21 protein-coding genes are annotated in these 24862 nt (G+C 52.1%); 17 read left to right on the plus strand and 4 right to left on the minus strand.

All coding sequences use genetic code 11. From position 1 onward, the window contains the following. The first annotated feature begins 493 nt into the window (after positions 1 to 493). The 9 genes from C5Y83_RS19510 (at position 494) to C5Y83_RS19550 (ending at position 9309) form a co-directional block, all read left to right on the plus strand. Complete coding sequence (locus tag C5Y83_RS19510; protein WP_105331919.1) at positions 494 to 1867, plus strand: arylsulfatase; 1374 nt, start codon at positions 494 to 496, stop codon at positions 1865 to 1867. Positions 1868 to 1869: 2 nt separating this feature from the next. Next, positions 1870 to 2421 (plus strand): hypothetical protein, encoded by a 552-nt coding sequence (locus C5Y83_RS19515; protein WP_105331425.1) that lies wholly within the window; start codon positions 1870 to 1872, stop codon positions 2419 to 2421. 815 nt (positions 2422 to 3236) lie between these two features. Further along, entirely contained in the window at positions 3237 to 4223 is a 987-nt protein-coding gene (locus tag C5Y83_RS19520) for a hypothetical protein (RefSeq protein ID WP_105331426.1), read from the plus strand. Positions 4224 to 4489: 266 nt separating this feature from the next. Next, a complete protein-coding gene (gene ilvN, locus C5Y83_RS19525; RefSeq protein ID WP_105331427.1) occupies positions 4490 to 5014 on the plus strand; it encodes an acetolactate synthase small subunit in 525 nt (174 codons plus the stop codon). 135 nt (positions 5015 to 5149) lie between these two features. After that, positions 5150 to 6187 (plus strand): ketol-acid reductoisomerase, encoded by a 1038-nt coding sequence (ilvC, locus tag C5Y83_RS19530; RefSeq protein WP_261341473.1) that lies wholly within the window; start codon positions 5150 to 5152, stop codon positions 6185 to 6187. A 248-nt stretch (positions 6188 to 6435) separates the two neighbouring features. Next, positions 6436 to 7347 (plus strand): hypothetical protein, encoded by a 912-nt coding sequence (locus tag C5Y83_RS19535; RefSeq protein ID WP_105331920.1) that lies wholly within the window; start codon positions 6436 to 6438, stop codon positions 7345 to 7347. A gap of 13 nt (positions 7348 to 7360) precedes the next feature. Then, positions 7361 to 8407 (plus strand): hypothetical protein, encoded by a 1047-nt coding sequence (locus tag C5Y83_RS19540; protein ID WP_105331429.1) that lies wholly within the window; start codon positions 7361 to 7363, stop codon positions 8405 to 8407. Between the two features lie 122 nt (positions 8408 to 8529). Next, a complete protein-coding gene (locus C5Y83_RS19545; protein ID WP_105331430.1) occupies positions 8530 to 9036 on the plus strand; it encodes a hypothetical protein in 507 nt (168 codons plus the stop codon). A gap of 39 nt (positions 9037 to 9075) precedes the next feature. Further along, a complete protein-coding gene (locus C5Y83_RS19550) occupies positions 9076 to 9309 on the plus strand; it encodes a hypothetical protein (RefSeq protein WP_105331431.1) in 234 nt (77 codons plus the stop codon). Positions 9310 to 9323: 14 nt separating this feature from the next. Here C5Y83_RS19550 and C5Y83_RS19555 read toward each other — a convergent pair whose 3' ends face one another. Continuing rightward, the gene (locus C5Y83_RS19555; protein ID WP_233207288.1) at positions 9324 to 11372 is read right to left on the minus strand and encodes a S9 family peptidase; all 2049 of its coding nucleotides are present in this window, start codon (positions 11370 to 11372) and stop codon (positions 9324 to 9326) included. A 180-nt stretch (positions 11373 to 11552) separates the two neighbouring features. On the opposite strand from C5Y83_RS19555, the gene C5Y83_RS19560 reads away from it, so the two are divergent. The 4 genes from C5Y83_RS19560 to C5Y83_RS19580 all read left to right on the plus strand — a co-directional run bounded on the left by C5Y83_RS19560 (position 11553) and on the right by C5Y83_RS19580 (position 17943). Continuing rightward, positions 11553 to 11816, plus strand: coding sequence for a hypothetical protein (locus C5Y83_RS19560; protein ID WP_105331432.1), 264 nt, complete (start codon positions 11553 to 11555; stop codon positions 11814 to 11816). A gap of 472 nt (positions 11817 to 12288) precedes the next feature. Further along, positions 12289 to 12531, plus strand: coding sequence for a hypothetical protein (locus C5Y83_RS19570; RefSeq protein WP_146117842.1), 243 nt, complete (start codon positions 12289 to 12291; stop codon positions 12529 to 12531). A 496-nt stretch (positions 12532 to 13027) separates the two neighbouring features. Beyond that, the gene (locus C5Y83_RS19575) at positions 13028 to 16420 is read left to right on the plus strand and encodes a S8 family peptidase (RefSeq protein ID WP_199195077.1); all 3393 of its coding nucleotides are present in this window, start codon (positions 13028 to 13030) and stop codon (positions 16418 to 16420) included. A 245-nt stretch (positions 16421 to 16665) separates the two neighbouring features. Then, complete coding sequence (locus C5Y83_RS19580; protein WP_105331435.1) at positions 16666 to 17943, plus strand: PQQ-binding-like beta-propeller repeat protein; 1278 nt, start codon at positions 16666 to 16668, stop codon at positions 17941 to 17943. On the opposite strand, the gene C5Y83_RS19585 is transcribed toward C5Y83_RS19580, so the two are convergent. Both C5Y83_RS19585 and C5Y83_RS19590 read right to left on the minus strand, forming a co-directional pair. Continuing rightward, on the minus strand, positions 17940 to 18788 hold the full coding sequence (locus C5Y83_RS19585; protein WP_105331436.1) for a hypothetical protein: 849 nt from the start codon (positions 18786 to 18788) through the stop codon (positions 17940 to 17942). The two genes, C5Y83_RS19580 and C5Y83_RS19585, sit on opposite strands and share 4 nt — an antisense overlap. A 15-nt stretch (positions 18789 to 18803) precedes the next feature. Then, positions 18804 to 19685 carry a hypothetical protein gene (locus C5Y83_RS19590; RefSeq protein WP_105331437.1) on the minus strand — a complete coding sequence of 294 codons (882 nt, stop codon included), beginning with the start codon at positions 19683 to 19685 and terminating at the stop codon, positions 18804 to 18806. Between the two features lie 452 nt (positions 19686 to 20137). Here C5Y83_RS19590 and C5Y83_RS19595 point away from each other — a divergent pair, with 452 nt between their 5' ends. Further along, positions 20138 to 20569, plus strand: a complete 432-nt coding sequence (locus C5Y83_RS19595) for a hypothetical protein (RefSeq protein ID WP_105331438.1) — start codon at positions 20138 to 20140, stop codon at positions 20567 to 20569. Between the two features lie 315 nt (positions 20570 to 20884). On the opposite strand, the gene C5Y83_RS19600 is transcribed toward C5Y83_RS19595, so the two are convergent. Then, positions 20885 to 21259, minus strand: a complete 375-nt coding sequence (locus C5Y83_RS19600) for a hypothetical protein (RefSeq protein ID WP_105331439.1) — start codon at positions 21257 to 21259, stop codon at positions 20885 to 20887. Positions 21260 to 21449: 190 nt separating this feature from the next. Here C5Y83_RS19600 and C5Y83_RS19605 point away from each other — a divergent pair, with 190 nt between their 5' ends. The 3 genes from C5Y83_RS19605 (at position 21450) to C5Y83_RS19615 (ending at position 24858) form a co-directional block, all read left to right on the plus strand. Then, on the plus strand, positions 21450 to 22025 hold the full coding sequence (locus C5Y83_RS19605; RefSeq protein ID WP_105331440.1) for a prolyl hydroxylase family protein: 576 nt from the start codon (positions 21450 to 21452) through the stop codon (positions 22023 to 22025). A gap of 97 nt (positions 22026 to 22122) precedes the next feature. Continuing rightward, positions 22123 to 23913 (plus strand): hypothetical protein, encoded by a 1791-nt coding sequence (locus C5Y83_RS19610; protein ID WP_105331441.1) that lies wholly within the window; start codon positions 22123 to 22125, stop codon positions 23911 to 23913. Between the two features lie 57 nt (positions 23914 to 23970). Then, on the plus strand, positions 23971 to 24858 hold the full coding sequence (locus C5Y83_RS19615; protein ID WP_105331442.1) for a hypothetical protein: 888 nt from the start codon (positions 23971 to 23973) through the stop codon (positions 24856 to 24858). Positions 24859 to 24862 lie beyond the last annotated feature (4 nt).

A 24862-nucleotide genomic window follows, 5' to 3' on the forward strand; every position in this document is an offset into this window, starting at 1 on the left:
GATGACCCTGCCGACATTTGACGAATCAATCCTTGTTAGAAGTGTCGTATTTAGCGCTGCCTGCGTCCGACTGGGCAGAATGTATGCACGCCCATAGAGGGGTTTTAGAGAGTTGGCGCACAGATTGACATGGCGGTAACTACAACCCAATATGAGAATAACATGCATAATAGATCAATTTCTAAGTGCATTTATAGTACTAATTTACGACTGTATTGAGAGTGTAATTCGATGCCCAAAGTGGCTTATTTAGCGTGAATCTAAGATTTACTTAGCCAGAAAACATTATGCCCTTTAGGTTTCGCCTTCTAATGACTAGTGCGGTTCTCCGCAAAGGTGGGGAAGGGCGGCCACGCTGACTTTCTGGGGCGTGGAACTCCTTTGCCTAGCAGCGAGCAATCCGCAGAAGTTTGACCTCGTGAAATCGTCGGGGGATACTGTGGGACGCATTAGCCCAATTCTCCTTTCTGGTCTCGTCTTCGAGGTTCCCACCATGCTCCGTTCTCTGGTTCTCGCCCTGACCGCTTGCCTCGCATTGATTCCTGCCGCGGTCTTTGCCGCAGAAGCGGATAAGCCAAATGTAATTTTTATCTATGCTGACGACCTGGGTTATGGCGACCTGGGTTGCTTTGGACAGAAGACGATTCAGACTCCCAACTTGGATCAGATGGCCAGCGACGGAATGAAGCTCACGAGCTTCTATGCCGGGTGCACCGTTTGTCGCCCTTCGCGGTTGGTGCTATGGACCGGAAAGCATCTCGGCCACCAGCCAATCAACGACAACAAACCGTACACGATGCAGTCGTCCGATTTCACGCTTGCCGAATTAATGAAGCAGCAAGGGTACACCACTGGCGGTGTTGGTAAATGGGCAATGGGCACCCCAGGTAGCGGTGGCGAACCGATTTACCACGGCTTTGATTTTTGGTGTGGGTATCTCGATCAAAGCGAAGCCCACAACTACTTCCCAACTCATCTCTGGCGCTGCGAAGGAGATAAGTGCGAGAAATTGCCTTTGGAAGGAAATGTGTTGATGGGGGACAAAAAGCCAGAGAATCGCGTTGCCAAGCTCGATGCTCGAAAAACCTACTCGCATGATGTGATGACCAAAGAGGCATTCGACTTCATTCGCCGCAACCAAGATAAGCCATTCCTATTGCATTTGCACTGGACTTTGCCGCACGCCAACAACGAAGGAGGCCGAGTCACAGGCAACGGCAGCGAAGTGCCTAATTACGGTCAATACAAAGACAAAGATTGGCCTGACGTCGAAAAGGGATTCGCGCAGATGGTGACTTACCTTGATGGAAGCGTCGGTCAACTGCGAGCACTGTTGAAAGAACTCGACCTTGAAGAGAAAACGCTGGTCGTCTTCACGTCGGACAACGGGCCACACAACGAAGGCGGACACAACGTCAACTACTTCAATTCGAATGGCCCCTTAAAAGGATTCAAGCGATCGGTCTACGAAGGAGGCATCCGCGAACCGTTCGTTGCCGTCTGGCCCGGTAAGATTCCCGCTGGCACGGAGTCGGCCACAACGTTCAATGCCTACGATGTGTTGGCAACTTACGCCGAACTAACCGGTGCTAAAGATGTTCCCAAGAACGATGGGATTAGCTTCTTACCAACGATGCTAGGCAAACAAGATTCCGAAGCAAGCGAAAGAACGAGCTACTCTTCGTTCAACAAGTGGGAAGCAGCTCGGTTTAAGGAATTCAAGGGAATGCGTAGTGGTCCAAATCAACCATTGGAATTGTATGACCTGAGCGTCGATATTGGGGAAGAGCACGACATTGCCAAAGATAACCCAGAGATGGCCAAGAAGCTGGCAGACTTCATTGACAACGCGAAGTTGAGACCGTAGTCATGGTTAGCGACCACATAACGCGGGTCCTCGTTGTCGTTGCTCTTGCGTTCACCTTGCTCTTTGTTAACTCGGTGAACGCCGCGGAAAGAGTCGACGCGAAAGAGTTTGAATTCGCTAGGCCGTTCATCGAATCGCTGGAGAATTCGATGATGTGCCACGTTCGTTACGAGTCGGGGCGGGTCTTCGTCGAAGTATCTCTTCCAAATCAGAAACTTGTTCCAAGGCACGGCACAGGCTTGCCTGCGGACCATAAAATGGGGATATGGCGAGCGACATTTGAACTCGTTCCGAAACTTGATTTCGCAGACTTAAGGCGAATTCAAGCGATGGTAAAGCCTCAGGAATCGAAACAGCAGGGGGGCATTCCGGTTTACGCTGAACTCTCGACGAACTCGTCTTGGTTTCGAGTGCGATATGCAAGTTATGCTCCTGAAAAGTTGGAAGCCCGGCGAAAGATTGACGCATTCGTGGAAAGACTAAGCGTTAGGATGAGTAGTTTAACTGAGGAGGATGTCGCCGCTATTCTCAAACGCAATATCATCGAACCATAACGAACGAAACCCTCAATCGACATTCGTCACGGTTACTTCACTGGATCTGATAGGACCATCCCGAATGTCCCAGCAGAATGGCTTCGCTCCAACCGAGCAGAGTTAAACGAAGCTACTTTCGATTTCGTTCAGGAATTGAAAGCCTAGGTGAAAATGCACACTTCACTGCAAACTGCCATCGGGTTGTTTTACCTCGACAGGGACAGGGTTTAGGTGCGCGTTGGCATTCCGTTCCACGTAACCGACTGCGATGGAACGACCGTGCTAATTATCAGCAGCGAGGACGCTCCGTCGGAATCGGTCCAATTGTGCATATAGGTCGCGCCTTTTGAGAACCTCTTCTCTCGGATCTGATCAATTTAAACGAAGATCGAGATCGAATGTACCATTCGAGCCCTGGCCTCTTCTTAGAATTCAGTGTCCCGTATGGGGCGCCATTTTGTGACACAAGCGGGTAGCTTAGATAAGTCTTCGTCGCCCGCTGACATGAAAAATCCATCTCAGTCGGCATGCATCTCTCTACCGCTAGCTTGCCAACACAATCATCTCGTTTAGCCGGTTTGTTCGCGTCGAACCGAGGGGAAGTCGATAATGCAAGACACGCTTCTCTCAGCGAAATGCCGTGACCGCGCAATTTCCGAAATTCTTAGACAACGATGCTACGCTTCTTTGGTAAATGGCAACAACCGTAGTCGCTGACCCCTCGGCCACTCGACCTTATCTGGCAATGATGTTGACCCCCAACTGACGGCATGATCTTGTCACAGCGGATGTGTTGACTTTGCCTTTTCCCCATTCTTGAAGGAATCTGACGGATGCCGAAAGTCTACAACTCTATTCCCACGAAGGATCAATGGAAGATCGATCTTGGATTGAAGCGTTTGCTGGGTGGAAATAAAAAAAGCCCGTTCCCAGCAATGGAACGATTAGGAAGACTTATCGAAGAGTACAGCACATTACCTGGCGGCGGCACGGCACGGGAGGTCTTTCGCCGAAAGTTACAGCTTTATTACATGTTTCGCCAAGCTCAATTTGTCGTAAAGAATAACGTGAAAGGGAAAGCTTATGCGAAGAGCAAAATGGGTGGGGAATTAAGTGACAATCAACTGGATGCTGTTCAAGGGCTTTACAACTATATCAGCGGAGTTCTGGCTAATTCCCTAAACTGCGTCCCAAATCAACTTGACCAACAATTGACGGTCATGTTTGGCAAGATTGTTACTGATCATGGAAATCAGGAAGACGCCAATGCCGTTGCTGCCGACATGATGCAGTGGTACCAAACGGACGTCGCCCGACAATTATTCAAACTGTCGTTCCGAGCAGGCAAAGCAAATAAGTGGAGCTACGCAGGGGCCGCGGGTAAAGGCGCGCTCAATCTCTACGATACCGATGCAGCGCGCGACAACTTGGAGAATGGTGGTTCGCTTTACGTGATGGATCATCGAGGCCGAATCTACGTTAGTGGCCGGGAAGGAGAGCAGGCATTAAAGCATTCCTCGTTTATGGCGGGAGGAGCAACTCAGGCTGCCGGAACCATACGGATTGAACGGGGTACCGTCAAATGGTTCAGCGGTCGCAGTGGGCACTATCAGCCGACCGTTTCCCAGATGGTCAACCTGATCGAACGTCTTCGGACCTATTGTGTCGATATCAGCAAAGTCATCGTCTATCGGGAAAATTACAGCCAGGAGTGGGAGAATACACCCTGGCGATACTTCGAGGGATGCTGTGCGACCGATTTGCTCGCTCGCCGAGCCTGGCCGACCGGCGTTAGCCCGAACAGCATGCGGGTTGGATAATTTCTACCTCCATGGCCAAAGCGGCAGGGCAAACGGCTTATCCTGCCGCAATCTGAAGACCCCAGATTAGGGGTCTGAACTCTTCGTAACTTGTGTTGTCCTAACAGGATCGGTTCGCTCTGCCACGTCGTGTAACATCTTCCCGCGTTACGGCGGAGCTAAGGGCCCTTCAGTTGGTCTTATGGGGTGGCTAAGCCCAGCCTCTTGTCCATACAAGGGGGGCAAACTATCATGCGGGTTTCAATTTACGGTTCTGGGAGAAAACAATGCGTCACGTGCTCTCGGCGGTGGTACAAAATGTGCCCGGGGTACTCGCCCACATTTCCGGGATGCTCGCCTCTCGCGGATACAACATCGATTCGCTCGCGGTGGGTGAAACCGAGGATCCTAACTTGTCGCGAATGACCTTCGTATTGGTCGGCGATGATCATGTCCTCGAGCAAGTACGCAAGCAACTCGAAAAGATTGTCACCGTCGTACGCGTATTGGATGTCAGCTCGCAAGACTTCGTCGAACGCGATCTGATGTTGATTAAAGTGGCCGCCGATGGGGGCCAAGCGCGAAGCGAAATCAACGAGCTGGTCGATATCTTCCGCGGCCGCATCGTCGACGTCGGCCGGACCGAAGTGATCGTTGAAATCTCCGGCACCGAAAACAAGATCGTCGCATTCATCGATTTGATGCGACCCTTTGGAATCCGCGAACTGGTGAGGACGGGACGAATCGCCATGGTTCGCGCGGGTACTTCCCTGGAAGAACAGGTCGTAGACCCGCACGCTGTAGAAGCTTAACCGCTTTGCCATCGTTTGAACTGTTCCGTTAAAGGTGTTTAGCAAGAGGGAAGTTGATCGATTCCTTCCCTCTTCTTGTTACTGCAAACGGAACACGGATAACTTCTCTCTCCCCTTTCATTTCCTACACCGTCCATCACTAGATACAACTCAGAGACAAAGAACGAAATGACCGCCAAAATCTACTACGATAACGATGCTGACCTGTCCGTGCTGAAGGGCAAGACGATTGCCATTCTGGGTTACGGTTCGCAAGGACATGCTCAAGCACAGAACCTGCGCGACAGTGGTTGCACCGTTATCATCGGCCAGCGTCCTGGTAGCCCAAACTACGACCTGGCCAAGTCGCACGGCTTCGAGCCAATGAGTGTCGAAGAAGCGACAAAGAAGGCTGACATCATCAACATGCTGCTGCCTGACGAAGTTCAAGCCGACATCTACAACCAGTACGTTAAGCCAAACCTGAAGCCAGGCAACGTGCTGATGTGCTCGCACGGTTTCAATATTCACTTCAACCAGGTTGTTCCACCGGAGGGTGTCGACTCCGTTCTGGTCGCCCCCAAGGGGCCTGGCCACCTGGTCCGTAGCGAATACGAAAAGGGTGGTGGTGTTCCCGGCCTGATCGCTTTGGGCGACGGTGTCTCGGACGAATCGCGTCAGATCGGTTTGGCCTACGCCAAGGGTATCGGTGCGACTCGCGGTGGTGTGATCGAAACCACCTTCGCCGAAGAAACTGAAACCGACCTGTTCGGCGAGCAAGTCGTTCTGTGCGGTGGCCTCAGCGAACTGATCAAGGCAGGTTTCGAGACCCTCGTGGAAGCTGGCTATCAGGAAGAAATGGCTTACTTCGAGTGCATGCACGAAGTGAAGCTGATCGTCGACCTGTTCTACCAAGGCGGTCTGAACTATATGCGATACAGCGTGAGCAACACCGCTGAATTCGGTGACTACTCGACCGGCCCGCGTATTATCACGCCGGAAACCAAGGCGGAAATGAAGAAAGTCCTAACCGAGATCCAAGACGGCACGTTCGCCCGCAACTGGATCCTGGAAAACAAAGCTGGCGCTGCCCGCTTCAAGGCCATCCGCCGCCGCGAACGTACCCACCAGGTCGAAGAAGTCGGCAAACGTCTTCGTCGCCTGATGAGCTGGATCGACGCGAAAGAAGTTTAATTTGCAACGTGTACACGTTCGCCAGATAATCAAACGGCACCCGGGAAACCGAGTGCCGTTTTTTTGTGGATTTTCGCAGTGATCTCTCAGGTAGACTAGCGAGTCCTCCTACTCTCCTTCCCCTAAAGCCGGAATCTCAACCCCGCCCAAATCTTTCTCTCTTCTTCGAAAGCGTCCTCCTAATGTCCAACAAACTTTTCCGCTTCATCCTTCTCGTATTCCTCGCCCCCGTATCGTTCATTCCTGGCATGCTGTTTGCCCAATCAGAAAGCCCATCCGAAAATACAGATCCCGTCGCTCATGAGTTCCTCGCATGTGGCTCGCATACCTACATCATGAACGAGGCAGGCAAAGTCGTTTGGGAGTATCCTCACAACACACGGGATGGTTACGTCCTAGAGAACGGCAACCTCTTGTTGACGATGACCAAGTCGAAACGCTTCCCTGGCGGGGCGGTCGTCGAGGTGACTCGCGATGGAGACGAAACGGTAATCTGGCAAGGAACTCAGGCCGAAGTGAACAGTGTGCAGCCGACCGCTGACGGCACGTACGTGTTGACCGAAGCTGGCCCCAAGCCGCGGTTGTTAGAGGTGGATCGTAGTGGGAATATCAAGGTCGAGTTTCCCTTAGAGTGCCAGCTTGCGAATCATCACATGCAAACACGGATGGCTCGAAAGCTGGCCGATGGTACCTATGTGGTTCCTCATCTGCTGGACTTCGCCGTATTCCATTATAGCGCCGACGGCACGCTGCTCGGTAAGCTTGATACGACGGTATCGGGTGACGACGATCATGCGATTCATACTTGGCCCTTCACCGCCATTCGCCATGGCGAGGCCCACACGCTGGTGAACTGTACGCACGGCAATCGAGTAGTCGACTTCGATGCCAACGGAAAGATTGTGTGGCAACTAACCAACGACGATCTGCCAGGACCCTGGCTGCAAGACCCTTGCGGCGCTCAGGTGTTGCCAAACGGAAACTACGTTATCACCAGCTATGCCGGCGGTAACAAAGACAAAGACGCACCAAAGCTGTTTGAGGTGACGCCCGAAAAGAAGGTCGTCTGGACGCACCGTGACGGCCACCCGTATGGCATCCACCATTTTCAAATCGTGACCACCAACGGAAAGCGTTTACCAGGTTTGCCTCTTAAGTAGTGTAGTTGGACGAATGACTCATGGACGAGACTGCATCGTTCTCAATTGGCTGCTCGAAGTAACACGGGCCGGGGAACTTGCGTGGGTTCGCAATGAAGACGATTGGTACGTTACGCAATTCGGTGGGCAAGTGATTTGCTTTCGCGAGCAGTCGATCTTGATCACCGATCCGATTCGTCCGGAACAGTTCGTCATCGACCTGCACATGCCGGGCCTCTCGACTGGATTTGGCTGCGGGACCCAAGGCTGGTACATCCTGCAGGATGTCATCGCTGTGATCGAAGGTGTGCCTTCGCATCGGACGGATTGGGAAGCGTTCCTCGATGCACACCTTCCGCCTGTCGATCCAGAGCTGGAAGCAGCTATCCCGTCGCACATTCGTATTAAGCATGAGCTACTGAATCGCTTTCATACCGGCAGTCTTCATTGGGAGGATACTTCGGAACATGGCTGGTACGAAACCAAGATGGGTGAGCGGGAATGTTTGATGCGATTTCGATACTTCGAATCGCTGCGAGAAGTAGGCGCGAAGCCGCGAATGATTGAACTGGATGTCCCAGGTTGGAATGCCGGTTTCTTCTGCGGGACGTATGGGTGGTCGACTTGTTGGTACATGTTCTCTTGTTCGCGAGATGAGATTATCGCTCCTGTTGAGAGTATTGAAGAGTTCTTTAAAAAACATTCTTTGTCGCGGCCTGATTGGGAGCCTTCCGCACAATACTTTGCAGACATACGCACGCTAGAACGTTTGTTGTATGCAACGATCAATCACCAGATTGAATGGGCCGAACACGAGTCTCTTTGGCACTCATGTAAGATTGGCAACCAAACGATTTCGCTTCGCTCGTACTGGATTTCCTCGATGAACCAAATTGGGGCCGATCCGTACCTGATCGATTTTGAGATCGGTGATTACAAGGTCCGTTTCACGCCGGGAACTAGGGGGTTTGACCTAGCGATGCAGATCCGTCAGGAGATGAATCAAGACCAACCAGGGCGGTGGGACTTTGCCTGGGTCGAGAAGTTTTTCGATGAGCATCTCTTCGAAGATCCCGAATAGACGGGCAGCCTATCATTGTTCAACTTTCTTGCTGGGTCGATCGTTGTGAAAGATAATCTAATGGAACTAACTTGGCTAAAGGCCTTGTTGTCCATCCGTGCGAATCAACGGGAATCTTCGATATGACACGTTTTCTCTTCGCTATTGCGGTTCTGTTATTTGCAGCCCCAAGTAGCTATGGCAGCAACAACTATTTCCTACCCGGCGATGCTTTCTTTCATGCCACATTAACGCAGAAAAACTTGGACTCGTTGACCAAGCAGAAGATGCCGCGGGTAGTTGACTACTCGTTTCAAGACACATTCGAGGGAGCATTCTGCGGTTACGCTGGCTATTCTCAGGCACGCGTCCCAGCAATAGATGACAAGTTTGTCGCCAACTTGAAATGGACGTACGATCACATTCGCGAAATGAATGGGCGGGAATTGCGCGAGTCTCGAACTGCTAATGGAGTCGAGTTATACGAGACCAACGGCTTACACATGTTTTTAGTGCGCGAAGACTTTGACCTTTCCGATTCCCGATTACAACTCGGGCTGAAATACAACGAAAACTGGATCGAGGAAACCACGAAGTTTGTCGACCATGCCCGACTTTGCTGCTTTGTGGATACGGCCGAGGCAATTTAAGCTTGTTGGGTCGATGGCCCTCGCTACCCTGGTCTCGAAGTGAAGCTACCCGCTGACAAGCCAGAGGCGGGCCACCCGATCGACAATCCGGTTGAAATCCAAGGTAAGGTTAAGGCCATCATCATGCCAGCTGGCCCGCTGAAACCCTACTTTCAACGCGACGAAGATTGTTTCATCTATGTTGTGACCGAGAAGGAAGTCGTCAAGTATTGGGTTGATGGACACAAGTGGAAGGAATTCGACGAAGACAATTCCAATCCATTTGGCGGATAACTCAGCTGACTGCCCTATCGTGGTCCCGCCGGGAGATGCGAAGTTAAGTAACGGGCGATTTGCTGGCGGACGTGCACCACACTGCCTGGGCCTTCGCTGAGTCCATGGTTTCGGTTTGGGTAGACCATATAGTCAAACGGCTTGCCGAGTTCGATTAAGCGGTCGATCAGACCTTCGACGATTTGGATGTGTGTGTTGGTCTCGCCGCCACCATGCAAGATCAACAAATCCCCTTTCAGCCCGGCGGCGAAGTTGATCGGAGCGGAACGTTCGTAGCCTTCGCGATTGACTTCGCGATCGCGCATGTAGTTTTCCTGAAAGCCGGCGTTGTAAAGATGTGGCTGCGGCTTGGGAACAACAGCAATGCCGACATGGTAAACCTCTGGCTTGCGGAACATCGCGTTGAGGGTGTTCGAGCCACCGCCGCTCCAGCCCCAAATCGCAACTCGCGAGAGGTCGACATAGGGTTTCTGGCGAGCAATTTCTTCAAGACCAGCGGCTTGCTCTTCGGTAGAAAGCGGACCGAGACTACCAAACACGGCGCGTCGCCAAGCGGCACCCTTGGGCGCTGGCGTGCCACGATTATCGATTGAAACGACAACATAGCCTGCCTCGGCGATCGCCCGGTGGTACAGTGCTTGACCCGCGCCCCATTGGTCGAGTACGGTTTGCGAATGGGGTTCGCCGTAAACATATACGAGAACAGGATACTTCTTCGTAGGATCAAACTCCGAAGGCTTCAACATCCAGGCGTCCATAACCACGTTGTCGCCAATGTCGAGTGTTAGAAATTCCACTGGCTGCACGCCGATTTGACTCGCACGCTCACCTAAATTGTGATTGTCCTCCAACGTGCGAACGACGCGGTGCTCAGGCATTTCGACCAACTCAGTAATCGGAGGTTGATCGAACGATGAATAGGTATGAAACGCCCATTGAGCATTCGGTGAGAAGCGATAGTCATGCGTACCTGGCTGATCCTGCGGTGTTATGCGTTGAGCGGAATCCGTTCCATCCAGTGCAGCACGGTACAGATACTTCTGCGTGGCATTCTCGGGCGACGCGTAGTAGTAATACCACCCGCCGAACTCGTCGATGTAGCACTTCTCGATTAGATCACAGCGTTTTGGTGTAAGAACGGCCAGTTCTTCGCCCTCTCGCGAGTAAAGATAGGCTCTGCGCCAACCATCCTTTTCGCTAACGACAATGAACTTCGCGCCTTCCTCAATCCATTGGATGCCGGTGTTCTTCTGAATGCTGGCGACTACCCAGGCCGGGTCAGTTTCGTGGAAGATGGTTTTCACTTCGTCGGTATCAAGATTGCAGAGCAGGAACCAACGTTCGTCACGAAAGCGGCTCAGTTTTTCAACGAAGACTTCTTTGGAGTTATTCGCCCAACAGACTTCACCGAGGTAGTAGCCTTCTTCCGGCGCCGGAATAGGAAGCCAATGCGGTTTTCGTTCTTTCGTGTCAACGACACCAATACGATGCGAATGAATTGTCTCGCCAACACGGGCAAATCGCATTCGTCGGACATTGGGATAGGAAGGATCTGACTTCTCAATCATCACGCGGGTGCGCACGTTCGAGACATCGGTTTCGACGAAGAGTACTTTCGTGTTGTCCGGGCTCCACTGGATCTCTTCGTAGTGGATGTCGGTGCCCGATTTCTGATCGGTGAGTGGAGCCTCTTTGCCAGTGGCCGGATCTCTTAGATACAAGTTGGCATTTCGCTGGAGTATGCGACCGTGGGCATCAGGGATTTCTACTTCCAGCGGAGGATGTGGGACCGAGCGTTCGCCTGTGTTCACCTCGTAGCGAACGTGTTGACTGCGTATGGATTTGGGATCGAACTGCCAGACAGTGTAGCCTTTCGAGTCCGACTGCCAGCTTCCCTCGAATCGCCGCTGCGAGAACTCGTGCCGATCGTAGATTGCGTTGATTCGGTCTTTGAGACGATTAAGGTCAAGCGTGAAGTTCTTTTCGGAAGTAGGCTCGGCGGCATAGACCGAATGAATCAGAAAGGCCGAAGTAAGGCAGATTAACAGGCAGCGTAAGATCACCTGGAAACACTCCGCGTCGGGGAAGATCAATCATGAAAAAGCATTCAGCAATTGTATATCAACGACGCCGCAATGCACGCTGCGAAGGCAATTTGATGCTGATACACCAAGTGCGTTTTGATGGCTCGTTGAGTATCATGAGAACTTAGTGTTGTTCCGTTCTTAATCAGGTCGTTACGTATGCAGTTCCTTTTACTTCTCGCCGACGCAAAAGATGACTTCAATCGATATCTCGACGAAAACCCGATGGTGCTCGGAGCTTTGGCGTTGGTGCTAGGATTGATGGTGGCCGGATGGGGAACCGTATCACTGATCTCGGGAAGAACTCGCGATAACTATGGCCGTAAGATGGAAGGCACATGGGCTCGTGTTGTGGCCGTTATTCGGATTATCTGTGGCGGCGCAGCGATCGTGTTTGGTATCTACAAGATGTTGGTTGGTTAGATCCTATCGCAGGAGTTCTCGACGATTCTGCTCATGAACTGGCAAGATCGATCAAACACGAGCGAACTACGTTTGTAATGGTCCCGAGACGTCTTTCTTACTGAGAGGAATGATGCGCCGCTTGACTGCTGGTCGCGCCTTATCCGCGTTTGCTTAACGAATATCCGATGGTGGGTGATGTTATTTTGATCGCCATTGGACTCGTTTGCGTTGGCTTCGCCATTGTGGCGTTGCTTGATGGAAGCACCCTGAACGACGAAGGGAAGCCTGCATGGGGCGGCCGCGCCGTGAATCGATTGATAGTGAAAATTGCGTTGGCGACGATAATTCTTGGATATGGTCTGTTTCGTCTGCTTACTTAATTCACCCGATTTACATCGCCGCTTGAGCGAGACGAAGCGCTATGGGATATCGCCGCAAAGGTAAAAAAATTCATGTCGAGCGAGTGGCGTGGAGGCAATGGTTAGATTCGGTGCATAATCTGATCGCCGACAGCGGTTTGCCCGAGTCAGTACTGATTGACGAAGAAGCGTGGTCGTACTTCTTGGATCGCGGCTACAGTCAAGCTGGGTATCTAGGCCAAGAGAACTGGTTCGATGCCACGCAGCTAGCACCCGTGCAGAAGGTCGCGGTTTGGAAATTGATCGAGCGATGGGTCGCAGATCGGCAACCCGTGAATGTGGGGTCGTTGGCTTCGACTTGGGAGCCCAAATAGGGCCATTTGATACGAGAATTCCAGGCGAAACGGGACGTATCGAAAAATCAACATCGCTGCATAACATCAGCAGCTAGCCGCACTTGCTGTATTCTTTTCGCCACAAATGTCGGTTTGAAGCGACTTGGACTTGAGCAATTCTGAGGATTTTTTCAGAATCCTTGATCGCTCGATTTGACGCCAGGGAAGGCGCGACCGATCTTTCCGCAGGAACATGCGGAGGGGCAGCTTGCTAGCAAGGAATGCCAGCAGATGCTTTCTGTGAATGTCTCCTACTCCCCAGCGTGACCGGGCAGCCAGCTTTTGGCAGCAAAGGTGATCCACGTCACGCTCTGCTTTTCACGGCGTTTGCTGAAACGTGATGCCGTGTTCCTGCTGACACGCAGTAGTCGGGCCCCAGGCAATTTAGGGACGGCTAGCATCGATCAGCATGCACTTGTCCAAACCGTCGGCCTGGTAGGAGCCAGACCAGAAGGTGAATTGTAGGAGCAGTAAGGTGGGAAGTTCTGATAGCGACAACCGTGATGTACATACGGGGCTGGCGGGCTGGTTGCATAATCTAACTCCGAACTCAACGAAGAGTCCTCGTCGCAGGAGTAAGCGGACTACTCAGCATACTTCGATCGAATCGCTCGAAGTTCGCAGCATGATGGCCGCGGATATTTCCTCCATCTGGTTCCAAGATGTTTCCGGAAGCGATTTTGAACGAACAGGCGGTGGTGTCGAGTCTGACTCCACTGGTGTCACACAACAATCAACTCAAGATCCGTACACCAACGATTGGATCGTTCAACTTTCGACCAACGTGGCAAGCCAGCTTACGTCTGTATCGCAAGTCAGTGGGCTGCTTGCGGGCAGCGGATTTGATGTCGAAGTGGTCCGTGGTCTGGGACTAGTCGGGCAGATTCTCGTACATAGCGAAGGGGCGACAGCAGACGACGTCGGCGCATGGTTCAGCTCGATCGATGCGATCGCCAGCTTTGAACTTGACGTGGCTTCGGTCTTTCATATCGCACCAAACGATCCAAGCTATTCGTCTACCTATGGCATGAAGAACATCGACGCCCCGGAAGCTTGGGACAAGACGACCGGTTCGGATAGCGTGGTCGTCGGAATCATTGACACAGGAGTCGACTATACCCACCCTGACTTAGTCGGCAACATTTGGACAAATCCCGGTGAGATCGCCGGGAACGGCATTGATGATGACAACAACGGGTTCATCGACGACGTCCACGGATTCGACTTCGTCAATAACGACGGCGATCCGATGGACGATAATCACCACGGAACGCACGTGGCAGGAACGATTGCGGCACAAGGGAATAATGCCCGGGGCGTAACAGGAGTTGCCTGGAATACGTCGATCATGGCTCTTAAGTTCCTATCGGCGAGCGGATCCGGATATACTTCCGACGCGATTCGCGCGATCAATTACGCCACGATGATGCGATCTCAGTACGGCGTCAATATTCGCGTCTTGAACAATAGTTGGGGTGGCGGTGGCTACAGTGCTTCACTCGATTCGGCCATCCGCGCCAGTGAAGCCGCAGACATCTTGTTCGTTGCCGCGGCTGGTAATGATGGCACCAACAACGACGTCAATCCACATTACCCGTCAAGTTATAACGTCAATAATGTGATCACGGTTGCTGCGACCGATCGCAATGATAACTTGGCGAGTTTCAGTAATTATGGAGCGAGCTCGGTCGATATCGCCGCACCTGGCGTTGGAATCTACAGCACGATCGCTGGTGGGTATTACGCATCGTTTTCTGGTACCAGCATGGCTGCCCCGCATGTGACAGGTGTCGCTGCGTTGGCATTTGCTTACGATCCTGATGCGACGGCCGCCGAGGTAAAAGATGCGATCTTGGCTGGTGGCGATTGGATTTCGGGCTTGGGCGGAAAAGTAATGACCGGAATGCGGTTGAATGCCGCTGGTACGTTGGCCCAGTTGACCCCCGAGAACGCGATACCCGATCCAACTCCGGATCCAGAGCCGGAACCGGAACCCAACCAAGCTCCGACCTTAGGAGGTGTCTCGTCCGATACGAGCACGGTTTATTTGGGCGAAACCGATAACATCACGTTAACGGCGAGCAGCGTTGCCGATTCGGACGGCAGCGTATCGCAGGTCACGTTCTATCGCGACAGTAATGGAAACGGCAAATGGGACGACACCGACGTTGTGCTTGGTAGCGTTACCGCGATCAGTGGTGGACTGGCCAGTTTGACGATCAGCAACCCATTCACCACCACCGGAAGCCACATGGTGTTTGCTCAGGCCACCGACGATAAGGGTGATAAGAGCAATCTCGTTGGAACAACGCTGACGGTGATACAGCCTGACGATCATGCCAATGACGCGGCAGGTGCAACCCAAATCTCCGTCGGTAGCTCGCAAGCAGGCAAGTTGAACTACGGTGGCGATGTCGACTACTTCCGATTCAGTGCGGAAGCGGGTAAGACCTACGTGATCGATACGAATCACAATTCGTTGGCGGCTTCGGTGCTTACGCTTTACAGCAGTAACGGTGCTTCCCAGTTAGCTCAGGACTCGAGCACATCAGGCACCAAGGTCGTCTGGACGGCAACGTCGAGTGGTACGGTTTACTTCTCCGTAAAAGGTTCCGATAGTACCCAGATGGGCAACTACTCGGTTTCGGTCACCGAATCTTCTCCGTTCAAACTCAACAGCGGCACGCTGGCAATACTCGGTACCGACGGCAATGACCGAATCGCGGTGGTTCATGGTGGTTTGACCATCACGGTTACCATGAACGGTAAGTCGTCGACCTTCAACGCTTCGCAGGTGAAGAAGATCACTTTCGACGGTGGCGCAGGTGCAGACTGGGCTCGCTTCTACGGTACTTCTGGACGTGAAGTATGGACCTTCCAGGGCGATAACATGAAGGTAGTAGGAGCCGGTTTTACTTGGTCGACGACCAACACGGAGTATAACGTTGGCTATGCGAGTTCGTATGATACGGTGATCATGTCGGATACCGCAGGCAACGATACATTCACGAGCAGCTCCACGAAGTTCAGCATGGTGGGCAGTGGCTACCGGAACGAAGTATTTGGAGCTCGCAGTGTCACGGCCAGTGCTTCCAATGGCGGTGTTGATAAGGCGCTATTGTACGACTCGAGTGGCAACGACTATTTCATTGGTCGCGGTCAGGATGCCTACATGATGACATCCGACTCAACCGTCTCCACTTACGGTTTCGATCGAACCAATGTGTACAGCAGCGGCGGGTACGACCAAGCCTATCTATACGATTCGGCAGGTAACGACAATTTCGTTTCCTACGGGAATACCAGTGTGTTGAGCGGACCAGGCTACTACAACGCCGTTTACAATTTCGCTCGGGTGACCGCGATGGCGATCAACGGAGGCAATGATATTGCCACGTTCTTCGATACCGTTGGGGACGACACCTACGTCGCGCGTGGAAACCAAGCTTATATGTACGGCACCGGTTACTACACCCTTACACAAGGCTTTGACCGTTCCACGGCAATTTCGAGAAACGGTGGATCGGATCAAGCATTTTTCTACGATACGATTGGCAACGACACATTCTATAGTCGTACCGTCGAGAGCTCGATGGCTGGACAAGGGTATGCGAACTCGGCCCGCGGATTTGACCGTGTAAATGCGATTGCGAACATGGGCGGACACGACGTGGCCTACCTATTCGACACGGCATCGGATGACAAACTTGTCGCAAGGTCAAATTACGCAGCCCTATATGGGGAAGATTTTTCCAGCTATGCTGCCGGATTTGACGTCGTCGTTGCCTATTCGACGAAGGGTTCTGACAAAAGTTATGTGGGCGATATCGACTTTTTGATGCAATACTTAGGTGAGTGGGACGACTAGACCAACCTTGTAGTCGACCTCGATGCTTACCTCTTTGCCCGCCTGTCAAAAGCAAATTCTTCCTCACCCCATGCCGCCTACCCATCGCTCAGATCGCCCTGGTCTGAGCGATTTTTTTGTGATGCCACCGATGCCTATAGCATTCAATATTGCCGAGTTGAAATTAGGTGCTTGGGAACGCAGAATAGGTAGTTCCCACCAATTATCCCCACAAATCTAACCTTCCTATTTCGCGGAAACGTGTCATGACGCGTATCGGTATCGCTGGTGTTGTTTGTCTTTGCCTGACAGCCGCTGTGTGGGCTTCCGACGGAGGTGAGGGGTCTGCGGGTGACTGGCTGATGTGGCGTGGTCCAAGTGGGAATAATATCGCAGTTGGGCCAGCAGTCCCTACCGAATGGGACGAGACCAAGAATGTTGTTTGGCGAATTCCGCTGAAAGGTCGTGGGCATTCTTCTCCGATCATCGTGGGAGAACACGTCTTTCTCACTTCGGCGAACCAAGCGGAACAGGTTGCTAGTGTGGTGGCCTACGACAAAGCATCTGGTGAACAGGTTTGGGAAACGCCGGTCACTCGTGGTGGGTTTCAAACGGATGTACATGCCAAGAACACGCACGCTACCTCTACCTTGGCATCGAACGGTGATCAGCTGTTCGCCGTTTTTATCCAAGATCAGACTGTACAACTAACGGCACTCGATTTGCGCGGCAAGATTCTATGGCGAGTCAACGCAGGATCGTACGCGCCAGAGAAATACAAATTCGGTTATGCCCCATCTCCCATGCTTTACCAGGACTTGGTCATCGTGGCATCAGAATACGAAGATGGCTGGTTGGCAGCCTTTTCACAGAAGGACGGTGGCGAGCGCTGGCGGATTCCTCGTATCGGAACTTCGTACAGCACGCCGATCGTCGCGCACATCGCTGGGCGTGATCAACTGCTACTCAGCGGGCAGCAAAAAGTCGTGTCGCTAGATCCCGCATCAGGAAAGCAATTCTGGGAAGTCGAAGGAACGAATCAGGCCACATGCGGAACGATTGTTTGGGATGGCGACATTGTTTATGCGAGCGGTGGCTATCCTGCCTCCCCCACGCAGACCGTTGCCATTCAGGTGAGCGACAAGCCGGAAGTGCTGTGGACCAATCGTGAGCAGTGCTACGAACAATCGATGTTGGCTCACGATGGATATCTTTACGCGATTAACGATCGAGGTATTTTCTTCTGCTGGAATGGAAAGACAGGCGAACAGATGTGGAAAACGCGTTTGGGAAGTCCCGTTAGTTCGTCACCTCTATTAAGTGGCAATAACATCTTTGTCGCTGATGAAAAAGGAAACATGTACGTTCTCAAAGCCAATCCCGAGAAGTACGAATCGATCGCCAAGAATCAACTTGGAGACGAAACGTTTGCAACCCCCACTGCGAGCGAAGGTCGGCTCTACGCCCGTTATGCCGATAGTTCGAGCGGAGAGCGACAAGAGTATCTCGTTTGCATTGGCAGCAACGCTTCTTCGGGCAATTAGTTCATTTCGGCGAAATCGTCCGTAAGATTCGAATGTTCAGCTTTCGGTTGGATGGATGACGCGTCGGCGCTTAGTGAGCCAGGAAAGCCATATCTCAGCGGGAAAAGCGTTCCCCAGACGATCACCGCTTGGATGGCGTGGGCAGGATAGAACAGCAACAGGTATCCACTGAGCTCGAGGAGCTCATCCAGTTGAAGAAGTGAAAAGAGGCCGATGTCGATCCATGGGATGGCTATCCATAACGCCAGACATCCTACGAACCACTTCGCGCGCTCTTTCCAGTTTGTGGTGAGTGCTGCCAAGGCACAGATTACTGAAAACAACGCTGAAGTAATGGCATAGGTTGTGAAATAGGGATCGATCAAATCGGGCCATGGTGGACTGGTATCGAACTCGACCATCCGCAATACCATTAGCAATAATCCTATGAGACAAGTCATCGCAATGACTTCCCATAGTGCGAAATGAATGTTTCGTAGATTTAGCTTCGGCAAAGTGGTCAGATGTCGGCTGGCGATCATTGAAACGATTGCGGCAACCAACGCACTCGCCGACGAGGTGACCCCGATCAAGACGACTTCACGATCAAAGAACAATAAGCAGATCGCCATGATTGCGACGATGCCAGCTACGGCCGATAACCTTCGCCACGCAATGGACCATCGTCCAGCAACTAGCAGAAAGCCGAGCAGCGCGCCTTGGGCGTAGGGGGCAGAAAGAATCCCCCACAACACCCAGTGCAACGTGGCGAGACTTCCAGCTGTTAGGTAAATCACAGCGTAAGTCACCAGCTGAAGAAGAATTAGCCAAACGAGGATGAACCATTGCCGCTGGGTTAGTTGCATTGCGTTCGCCTCAGGTCACTGCATTTCGAAGAAATCCTCGTTCGATTTAATCTGCGTTGGTGCCTCATTCGACTCATGCGACGCCGCATCAATGATTGGCTCAACTGGCTGGCTCCAAGCTTGAAGCAGACCAGGGAAGGCCCATCGTAAAGGTACCAAGGTCAACCAGGCACAAGCCACTTGAAAGATGTGAGCATAGTATAAAAGACCGTAACTTGGCCTACCCGAGCCCACGAATGCGAACACCTCCCTTTCGAGGGCTGGTATGACCGACAGCAGGACGAACATGACTATCATAGCAAGGCCACGGACATTCCAACCGGTGGCCAAAATTGGCAACCCTGCAATCGCCAAGAAAATTCCAGAGACAATGGAGAACGTCAGGAACTCACGGCCTTCTTCGCTGAGCCATTGATTCCAATTGAGAAGATCGTTGACCATCACTCCGCGCAGCACGGCCAGCGCGATCCCAATCAGGCAGGTTGCGACAATGATCTCCCATAAGGCAAAGCGAACTTGCCAGCCACGCCAACCAGGAAAGTAAGCCGCGATGCATCCCAGACCAAGGGTTCCAAGTGCCGTGCTGGAAAGGGTCGCGGCATAAGCCGGAGCAAGTATCATCGGATGAATCTCCATCGCATTGACCCCGATCGCGAGCACAGCACAAAAGCCAACAATTGTCACCATCAGCCGCAACCAAGCTCGGTGGCTGCCGACGACCAGCCAGAACCCCAGCACGCCAACATCAGCAAACGGCATCGTCAGATAGAAGGCGAACTCTTCCGTTGAATCAGGCTGTCCAATGATCCCCAAAAGAATGCCATACATCGCCAGGTGGACGAATCCGACAAACAGGATCACCACCCAATTTGCGATAGCTCCGAGCACGCGTGTCACCTTTCTCGTTCGTAAAGCAATCGTTCGCCATTCTACCTAAATTAACGGTGCCTGGCAGAAAACAAGTCGCCCGGGCCTTTGCTGCCTACAAGAAGTTACGTAGTTACGGGGAATTGCACGTGGTATCTGCTTACGTGGGATACATAAAGTAGTCCAGCTGCGTACGTGTCCAAAAAATTAGCATCCATGATTCTTCGTGCATCTGACTTGAGCATTGCTAATTTTGTGTCCGAAATCGATGAGACGAATCGGAGCGTTTTGTCTTTTTTGTAAGTCAAGTCCCAACAGGAGTTACGGAGGCATGGCGGTAAGCCGTTTCGCGAATTGGCATACCTTTCGCATTAACCCGTGAACAGCATTCCGGAATGCGAACGACAATTTGCGCATCTCAGCTCCGTGAACGGAAGTCGCGGAACTCTCCATATCCAACGACTGGCTTTTGGGAGACGAGTATGACCTCGTTCGTAGTCGCATCCATCTTATCGATGGCTTCGCTGGGGGCAGCTCCAGCGGAAACTCACTTGGTCGATCATGTCGATCTAATCGAAATTAATCATTTGTACGACCTTCAAGGTCGTCTCGTCATCAATCAACTTATTTTCTACCAATGGGACAGTGCTTCCCAACGATTTCAAGTTCGCGCTTGGCGTCTTTTGAAATCCGATGATCAACTTCCTCGCAAATCGTGGAATCAAGACCGCTACATCTGCCATTGGCGAGACATGAATGTACACAGAAAAGTGTACGCCGATAATGTTCGCGAAACGTGGACAACATCAGACCCCGAGGTGATGGAACGGAATATGTTCCCGATCGAACAGCGGAGTGAGCTGAGTCAACCTGATTCCTCCTCGAGCCGAATGGCTTTGGCGAGCGATCCTTAGCAATAGCAACCAGCAATTCATTTGTGCCGGCAGGGGCAAACGCCGGAAACCCAGTACCTTGAAGACGAACAAGCTTCGACACTGGGTTATCTATCACGCCAATGGTCAACTGCGATTGTCCTCTTCGATACTGCCACGTTTTTCCGAACTCGCGTCAGTCTCCTAGAAGGCAATCTCAGCTTACCTGCGGGTTACGAAATAAGCTTGGAGGCTTGCACGGGATAGGTCTCTCACCCCATCCCTCCTCTAGCATTTCTTACGGGCATTCCGCCTATTTCGGCTTCCGAACTCATCACTGATAGAGACATTAGGTGGCTAACGCCGACGTTTTCGCTTTGTGAAATCGGAGAGATCGATATGCGGGTTTTCGTCTGCTTCTCGCTCGTAACGTTCGAACCGACGCTCTAACACATGCGCCACCCACCCTGCGTAACAGAACATGGTGAGGCCCAATAAGACAACGAGCCCTTGCATCCAAAGTTCCAGCGAGATGAAGCTGAGCAAAACAACGCCCACGATCGAAACGATCAAGCAGGGTAGGGCTGTCCAACGGGCCAGTTGTTCGCTACGTGTTTGAGCGGGCAAGAACAGCCCGGCGAATGCGTTGTAAAGAAACTGCCCTAGCCGAAAAGCCAACTCGGGAAGGTCAAAACCTTCTTCAGCGTCGTAATCTGGTCCCAATCCAGCCATGTCCGCAGAAACTTCAAGAAATCCGGGAAAGGTAACACGAAACGATGAGTACCTATTCTATTCGACGGAAGTATTCATTTCTTGCTCTCGCATGCCGGGAAATGCTCCGCCTACCCTAGCGGCACGAACCGACCAATAGACTCCCGTGTCTTTCGTTGAAACCGTTTCTGTTTCAACGAAAGCGTTATTGATGTACCGCGAAACCTTTCATTACGACTATGTCTATGTGATCCACGGATTCCTCTCGCCTCAAGAATGTCAGCAATATATCGCTATGGCGGAAGAACTTGGCTTTGTGGATGCGCCCATCACGACGTCGGAAGGTGCCGTGATGCGACGAGATGTTCGCAACAACACGCGGGTTCTAGCGGACGATCCTGTAACGGCCAAACATCTTTGGCAACGAATCCAGCCATGGGTGATCGACCCTTGGCGACAACGTTCAGCGATCGGCTTGAACGAGCGGCTACGCTTCTATAAGTACGAGCCAGGCCAATCGTTTGCACCCCATTTCGATGGCCGATATCGTCGCAGCCACTTTGAGAAGAGTGACTTTACGTTTCTTGTCTACCTGAACGATGATTTTGGAGGGGGAGGCACGCGTTTCTTCCAGCCAGAAACGTTTCGTATCGAACCACGTGCTGGTAGCGCACTGCTTTTTCATCATCCCCAACTTCATGAAGGAGAGGTGGTCGCGGAAGGTGTGAAATATGTTCTTCGCAGCGACGTTATGTACAACAGCACTAGCCCCGAGCATGATGGCTAGTCTCTTGCTAGCGATTTGAAAAGTTGTTCGCGATCACGTTCAGTATGTTCTAAAATCCGTGGGGTACTGAGTAGTCCTCTTACGACGGCGGCGGAGCATGGACAACGAGATCTCCAGGCAACCTCAAACTACAAGCAACGCCCCAATCGTTCGCCATGCATCGTTTCACACCCTTTGGTTTGGATTGCTAGTTGGCGCCGTGATCTGGTTGGTTGCCATTATTCCAGTATCTCTGTCATTTTATGACAATGGACCAGACGAGTTCCTCTTTGTCCGACTCGGATTCGTGGGCCTGGCTGGATTTTGGTTTGCTGCCGGTCGACTACGATGGTGGATGCGACTTGTGGCTGTCGGTCTCGTGACGACACTTCTGGGGCTGACCGCCAACCAGGATTCGCTCCAATTAGCTGGCCTCGTTGGCGTAACGATCTTCGTAACGGCAGCGATCGCTTACGGCATCCGAGGATTGCTTTCTTACATACTTCGGGAAGAAAACCAAAGTCGATCTTTCTCGCTTGCTGCCATGATGCAGGTCACGGCCGTCGCGGCGTTGACGATGTTGGCGATTCGATTCGGTGTCGAATACACCACCGAAGGCTCTCTCTTAGAAGTAGCCCGTGTGTTGTTTTATCTCTGCACGTTAAGTTTCGCGTTGGCAGCTCAATGCATGCCCCTTTGCGGAAGACGCTGGAGGACCATCCTTCTACTGCACGCATGGGCGTTGGTTTGTGTGGTCCTCACCGTGGTCATCACGTCGGTAGGTTCGTATCTATTCGACGATTACGTTGAATTCCACGAGATCGTAAGAATCTATCTGACGGCGAACCTAGCGTTATGGAGCGTTGTCGTTCCTTTGCAATTTGTCTTAAGTACGATCTCTTGGAACTTGATACGCGACGATTGGATGGAGCAAACCACGGAAGGTCCAGCGATCTCGTCTCTGCGCAAAAGGCATCCATGGCAGGACATCGTGCCATCGTTCTTTTACGAGTGTTTCTCGCAACAGGGCACTTCGGAAGAATCATGGGTGAGGAATCCCAATTGGGGCATGATCAGCGCTATTTTGGTAGCGTTTGCTATTATCGATTTGGTTGCTGTGAAAATAATGAGCTCTCCAGGAATGGATTACTCAATTCTGATCCGACTTGGGCAAACGGGCGTCCTTGGTTTCTGGCTCGCCTGTGGCCGTGCTCGTTGGTGGTTACGATGTTTCATCACCGTTTTGCTTATTCCTTTGTTAGGGTGGCTAGACGAATCCGATCCGGTGCGTACTACGTTATTGTTAGCACTCAGCGCGTTGCTGTTCGCTGGAATTACCTTTCTTCTTCGCTCCCTGATTTCATTGATAACTCGTTCCTCCAACAAACATCACACGATTTCGATCAAGGGAATCATGTTCGCCATGATTGGTGCTGCGGTGTTGTTTGTTGTCTTGCGAGCGATGCACACGCTTGAGTTCCAAGGGGCTCAAATCTATCGATTGGTTCTTCTGGTGTTTCATGTGAGTCTGTTAGGGATTGCCTTTGTGATGCAATGTGCGGTTCTTTGGGCAAGGCAAGAACGTGTTGTCCGATGGTGGCTATTTGCCGGCGCGTGTGCTGTGTGCACGATGTTCGCCTCTTACGGCATTCAATACCTATTGATTGGGATGACCGATCTCGAAGAGTGGCTAGAAGTTTATGGATTCGGAGTTGCTACGATTTGGCTAACGGTTTACCCACTTGATTGGTCACTACGAAAACAGAACTGGTCGCTTGTTCAACCTGGTTGGAGCATGGAAGAATGCCCGGTCGATGTAAGCCCAGAGACCTCGTCGCCGATCAAGCCGCCATCGGCGGAACTGTTGAAGTCCAATTCCGAGACTGTCGATTTCGACGATATTTATTAAACTAGAGAAGGTCGCTTCGGCGTTGTTCCGAACTCGAGATGAAATCGATGACGCAATATGCCTGACGAATTCGCAAATCCCTGGTCGCCTGCTTTGCAAGAAAACCCGCTCGAGAAGCGTGCGTGGGATACTGCGCCGACCCGAATGTACTTACAAGTTCTGACGTTGATGGCCCTATGTGTGGCGATTACCGTCGGTTTGTTCGGAGAGGAATTTTGGTTCGTAAGTCAAGAGTTTCGCTTCGCTTTAGCGGGGATCGCAGGCTTCTACGTTGGTTGTGGCTCTGGTAATTTCGGCAAACGCTTGATGGTCGGCTTCTTTGCCACGATTATCTTGGGACTTCGACCACCTCACTTTCCTAATGAACCATTGCAAGATCTTGGCTTGGTAGTCGTAGCCTCCGCGCTGGTGAGCTTAACAGCGGCGATTATTTTCGCCTGGGCAGACTGGCAGAAGGAGACTTTGCCCCGTTTTGCCTGGCTGAAGCTTTTGGTGCTGATGGGGGCGTTAGCGGTGCTTCTGGGTGGCGCCAATCATCGATTAGCTGGCATGGACTCCGATGCTGCCCTGCGTGAGGGAGCGATCTTGGTTGGCCGCGGTGCGGTGTTTGCGATCGCAGTGGTTCTGCAGCTATTGCCGCTTCGGGCTATCACCTCGTTACGTATGATTCCCTACATGATTCTGGCAGTCGTCGCTTTCCTGTTCGTACCAGCAGCAGATGGACTAGTACGAAACTTCGATGGAGCCCACGGATTATGGGAGACCGCCGATGTCTATCGCCTGAGCTTGGTATGCGTTTGGTTAGTTGGCTATCCACTTCATTTCGCACTCGGGGCGTTGGATATTCGCCTGGTCGATCCTTGCTGGAAAGAGTCGGTCCCCAAGAAGGAATCGCACCAGGAAGAATTCGATCGGCTCGCTGAAAGTCGCTTCTCGCTGCACTAACGAA

Origin of the sequence: Blastopirellula marina, assembly GCF_002967765.1 — a bacterium.
GTDB lineage: Bacteria > Planctomycetota > Planctomycetia > Pirellulales > Pirellulaceae > Bremerella > Bremerella marina_A.

What these genes read in the sequence shown, in the direction of transcription:
- C5Y83_RS19510 (WP_105331919.1), top strand. Translation starts at nt 494, where the DNA reads ATGCTCCGTTCTCTGGTTCTCGCCCTGACCGCTTGCCTCGCATTGATT.
- C5Y83_RS19515 (WP_105331425.1), top strand. Translation starts at nt 1,870, where the DNA reads ATGGTTAGCGACCACATAACGCGGGTCCTCGTTGTCGTTGCTCTTGCG.
- C5Y83_RS19520 (WP_105331426.1), top strand. Translation starts at nt 3,237, where the DNA reads ATGCCGAAAGTCTACAACTCTATTCCCACGAAGGATCAATGGAAGATC.
- ilvN (WP_105331427.1), top strand. Translation starts at nt 4,490, where the DNA reads ATGCGTCACGTGCTCTCGGCGGTGGTACAAAATGTGCCCGGGGTACTC.
- C5Y83_RS19535 (WP_105331920.1), top strand. Translation starts at nt 6,436, where the DNA reads ATGCTGTTTGCCCAATCAGAAAGCCCATCCGAAAATACAGATCCCGTC.
- C5Y83_RS19540 (WP_105331429.1), top strand. Translation starts at nt 7,361, where the DNA reads ATGACTCATGGACGAGACTGCATCGTTCTCAATTGGCTGCTCGAAGTA.
- C5Y83_RS19545 (WP_105331430.1), top strand. Translation starts at nt 8,530, where the DNA reads ATGACACGTTTTCTCTTCGCTATTGCGGTTCTGTTATTTGCAGCCCCA.
- C5Y83_RS19560 (WP_105331432.1), top strand. Translation starts at nt 11,553, where the DNA reads ATGCAGTTCCTTTTACTTCTCGCCGACGCAAAAGATGACTTCAATCGA.
- C5Y83_RS19580 (WP_105331435.1), top strand. Translation starts at nt 16,666, where the DNA reads ATGACGCGTATCGGTATCGCTGGTGTTGTTTGTCTTTGCCTGACAGCC.
- C5Y83_RS19585 (WP_105331436.1), bottom strand. Translation starts at nt 18,788, where the DNA reads ATGCAACTAACCCAGCGGCAATGGTTCATCCTCGTTTGGCTAATTCTT.
- C5Y83_RS19595 (WP_105331438.1), top strand. Translation starts at nt 20,138, where the DNA reads ATGACCTCGTTCGTAGTCGCATCCATCTTATCGATGGCTTCGCTGGGG.
- C5Y83_RS19600 (WP_105331439.1), bottom strand. Translation starts at nt 21,259, where the DNA reads ATGGCTGGATTGGGACCAGATTACGACGCTGAAGAAGGTTTTGACCTT.
- C5Y83_RS19605 (WP_105331440.1), top strand. Translation starts at nt 21,450, where the DNA reads ATGTACCGCGAAACCTTTCATTACGACTATGTCTATGTGATCCACGGA.
- C5Y83_RS19610 (WP_105331441.1), top strand. Translation starts at nt 22,123, where the DNA reads ATGGACAACGAGATCTCCAGGCAACCTCAAACTACAAGCAACGCCCCA.
- C5Y83_RS19615 (WP_105331442.1), top strand. Translation starts at nt 23,971, where the DNA reads ATGCCTGACGAATTCGCAAATCCCTGGTCGCCTGCTTTGCAAGAAAAC.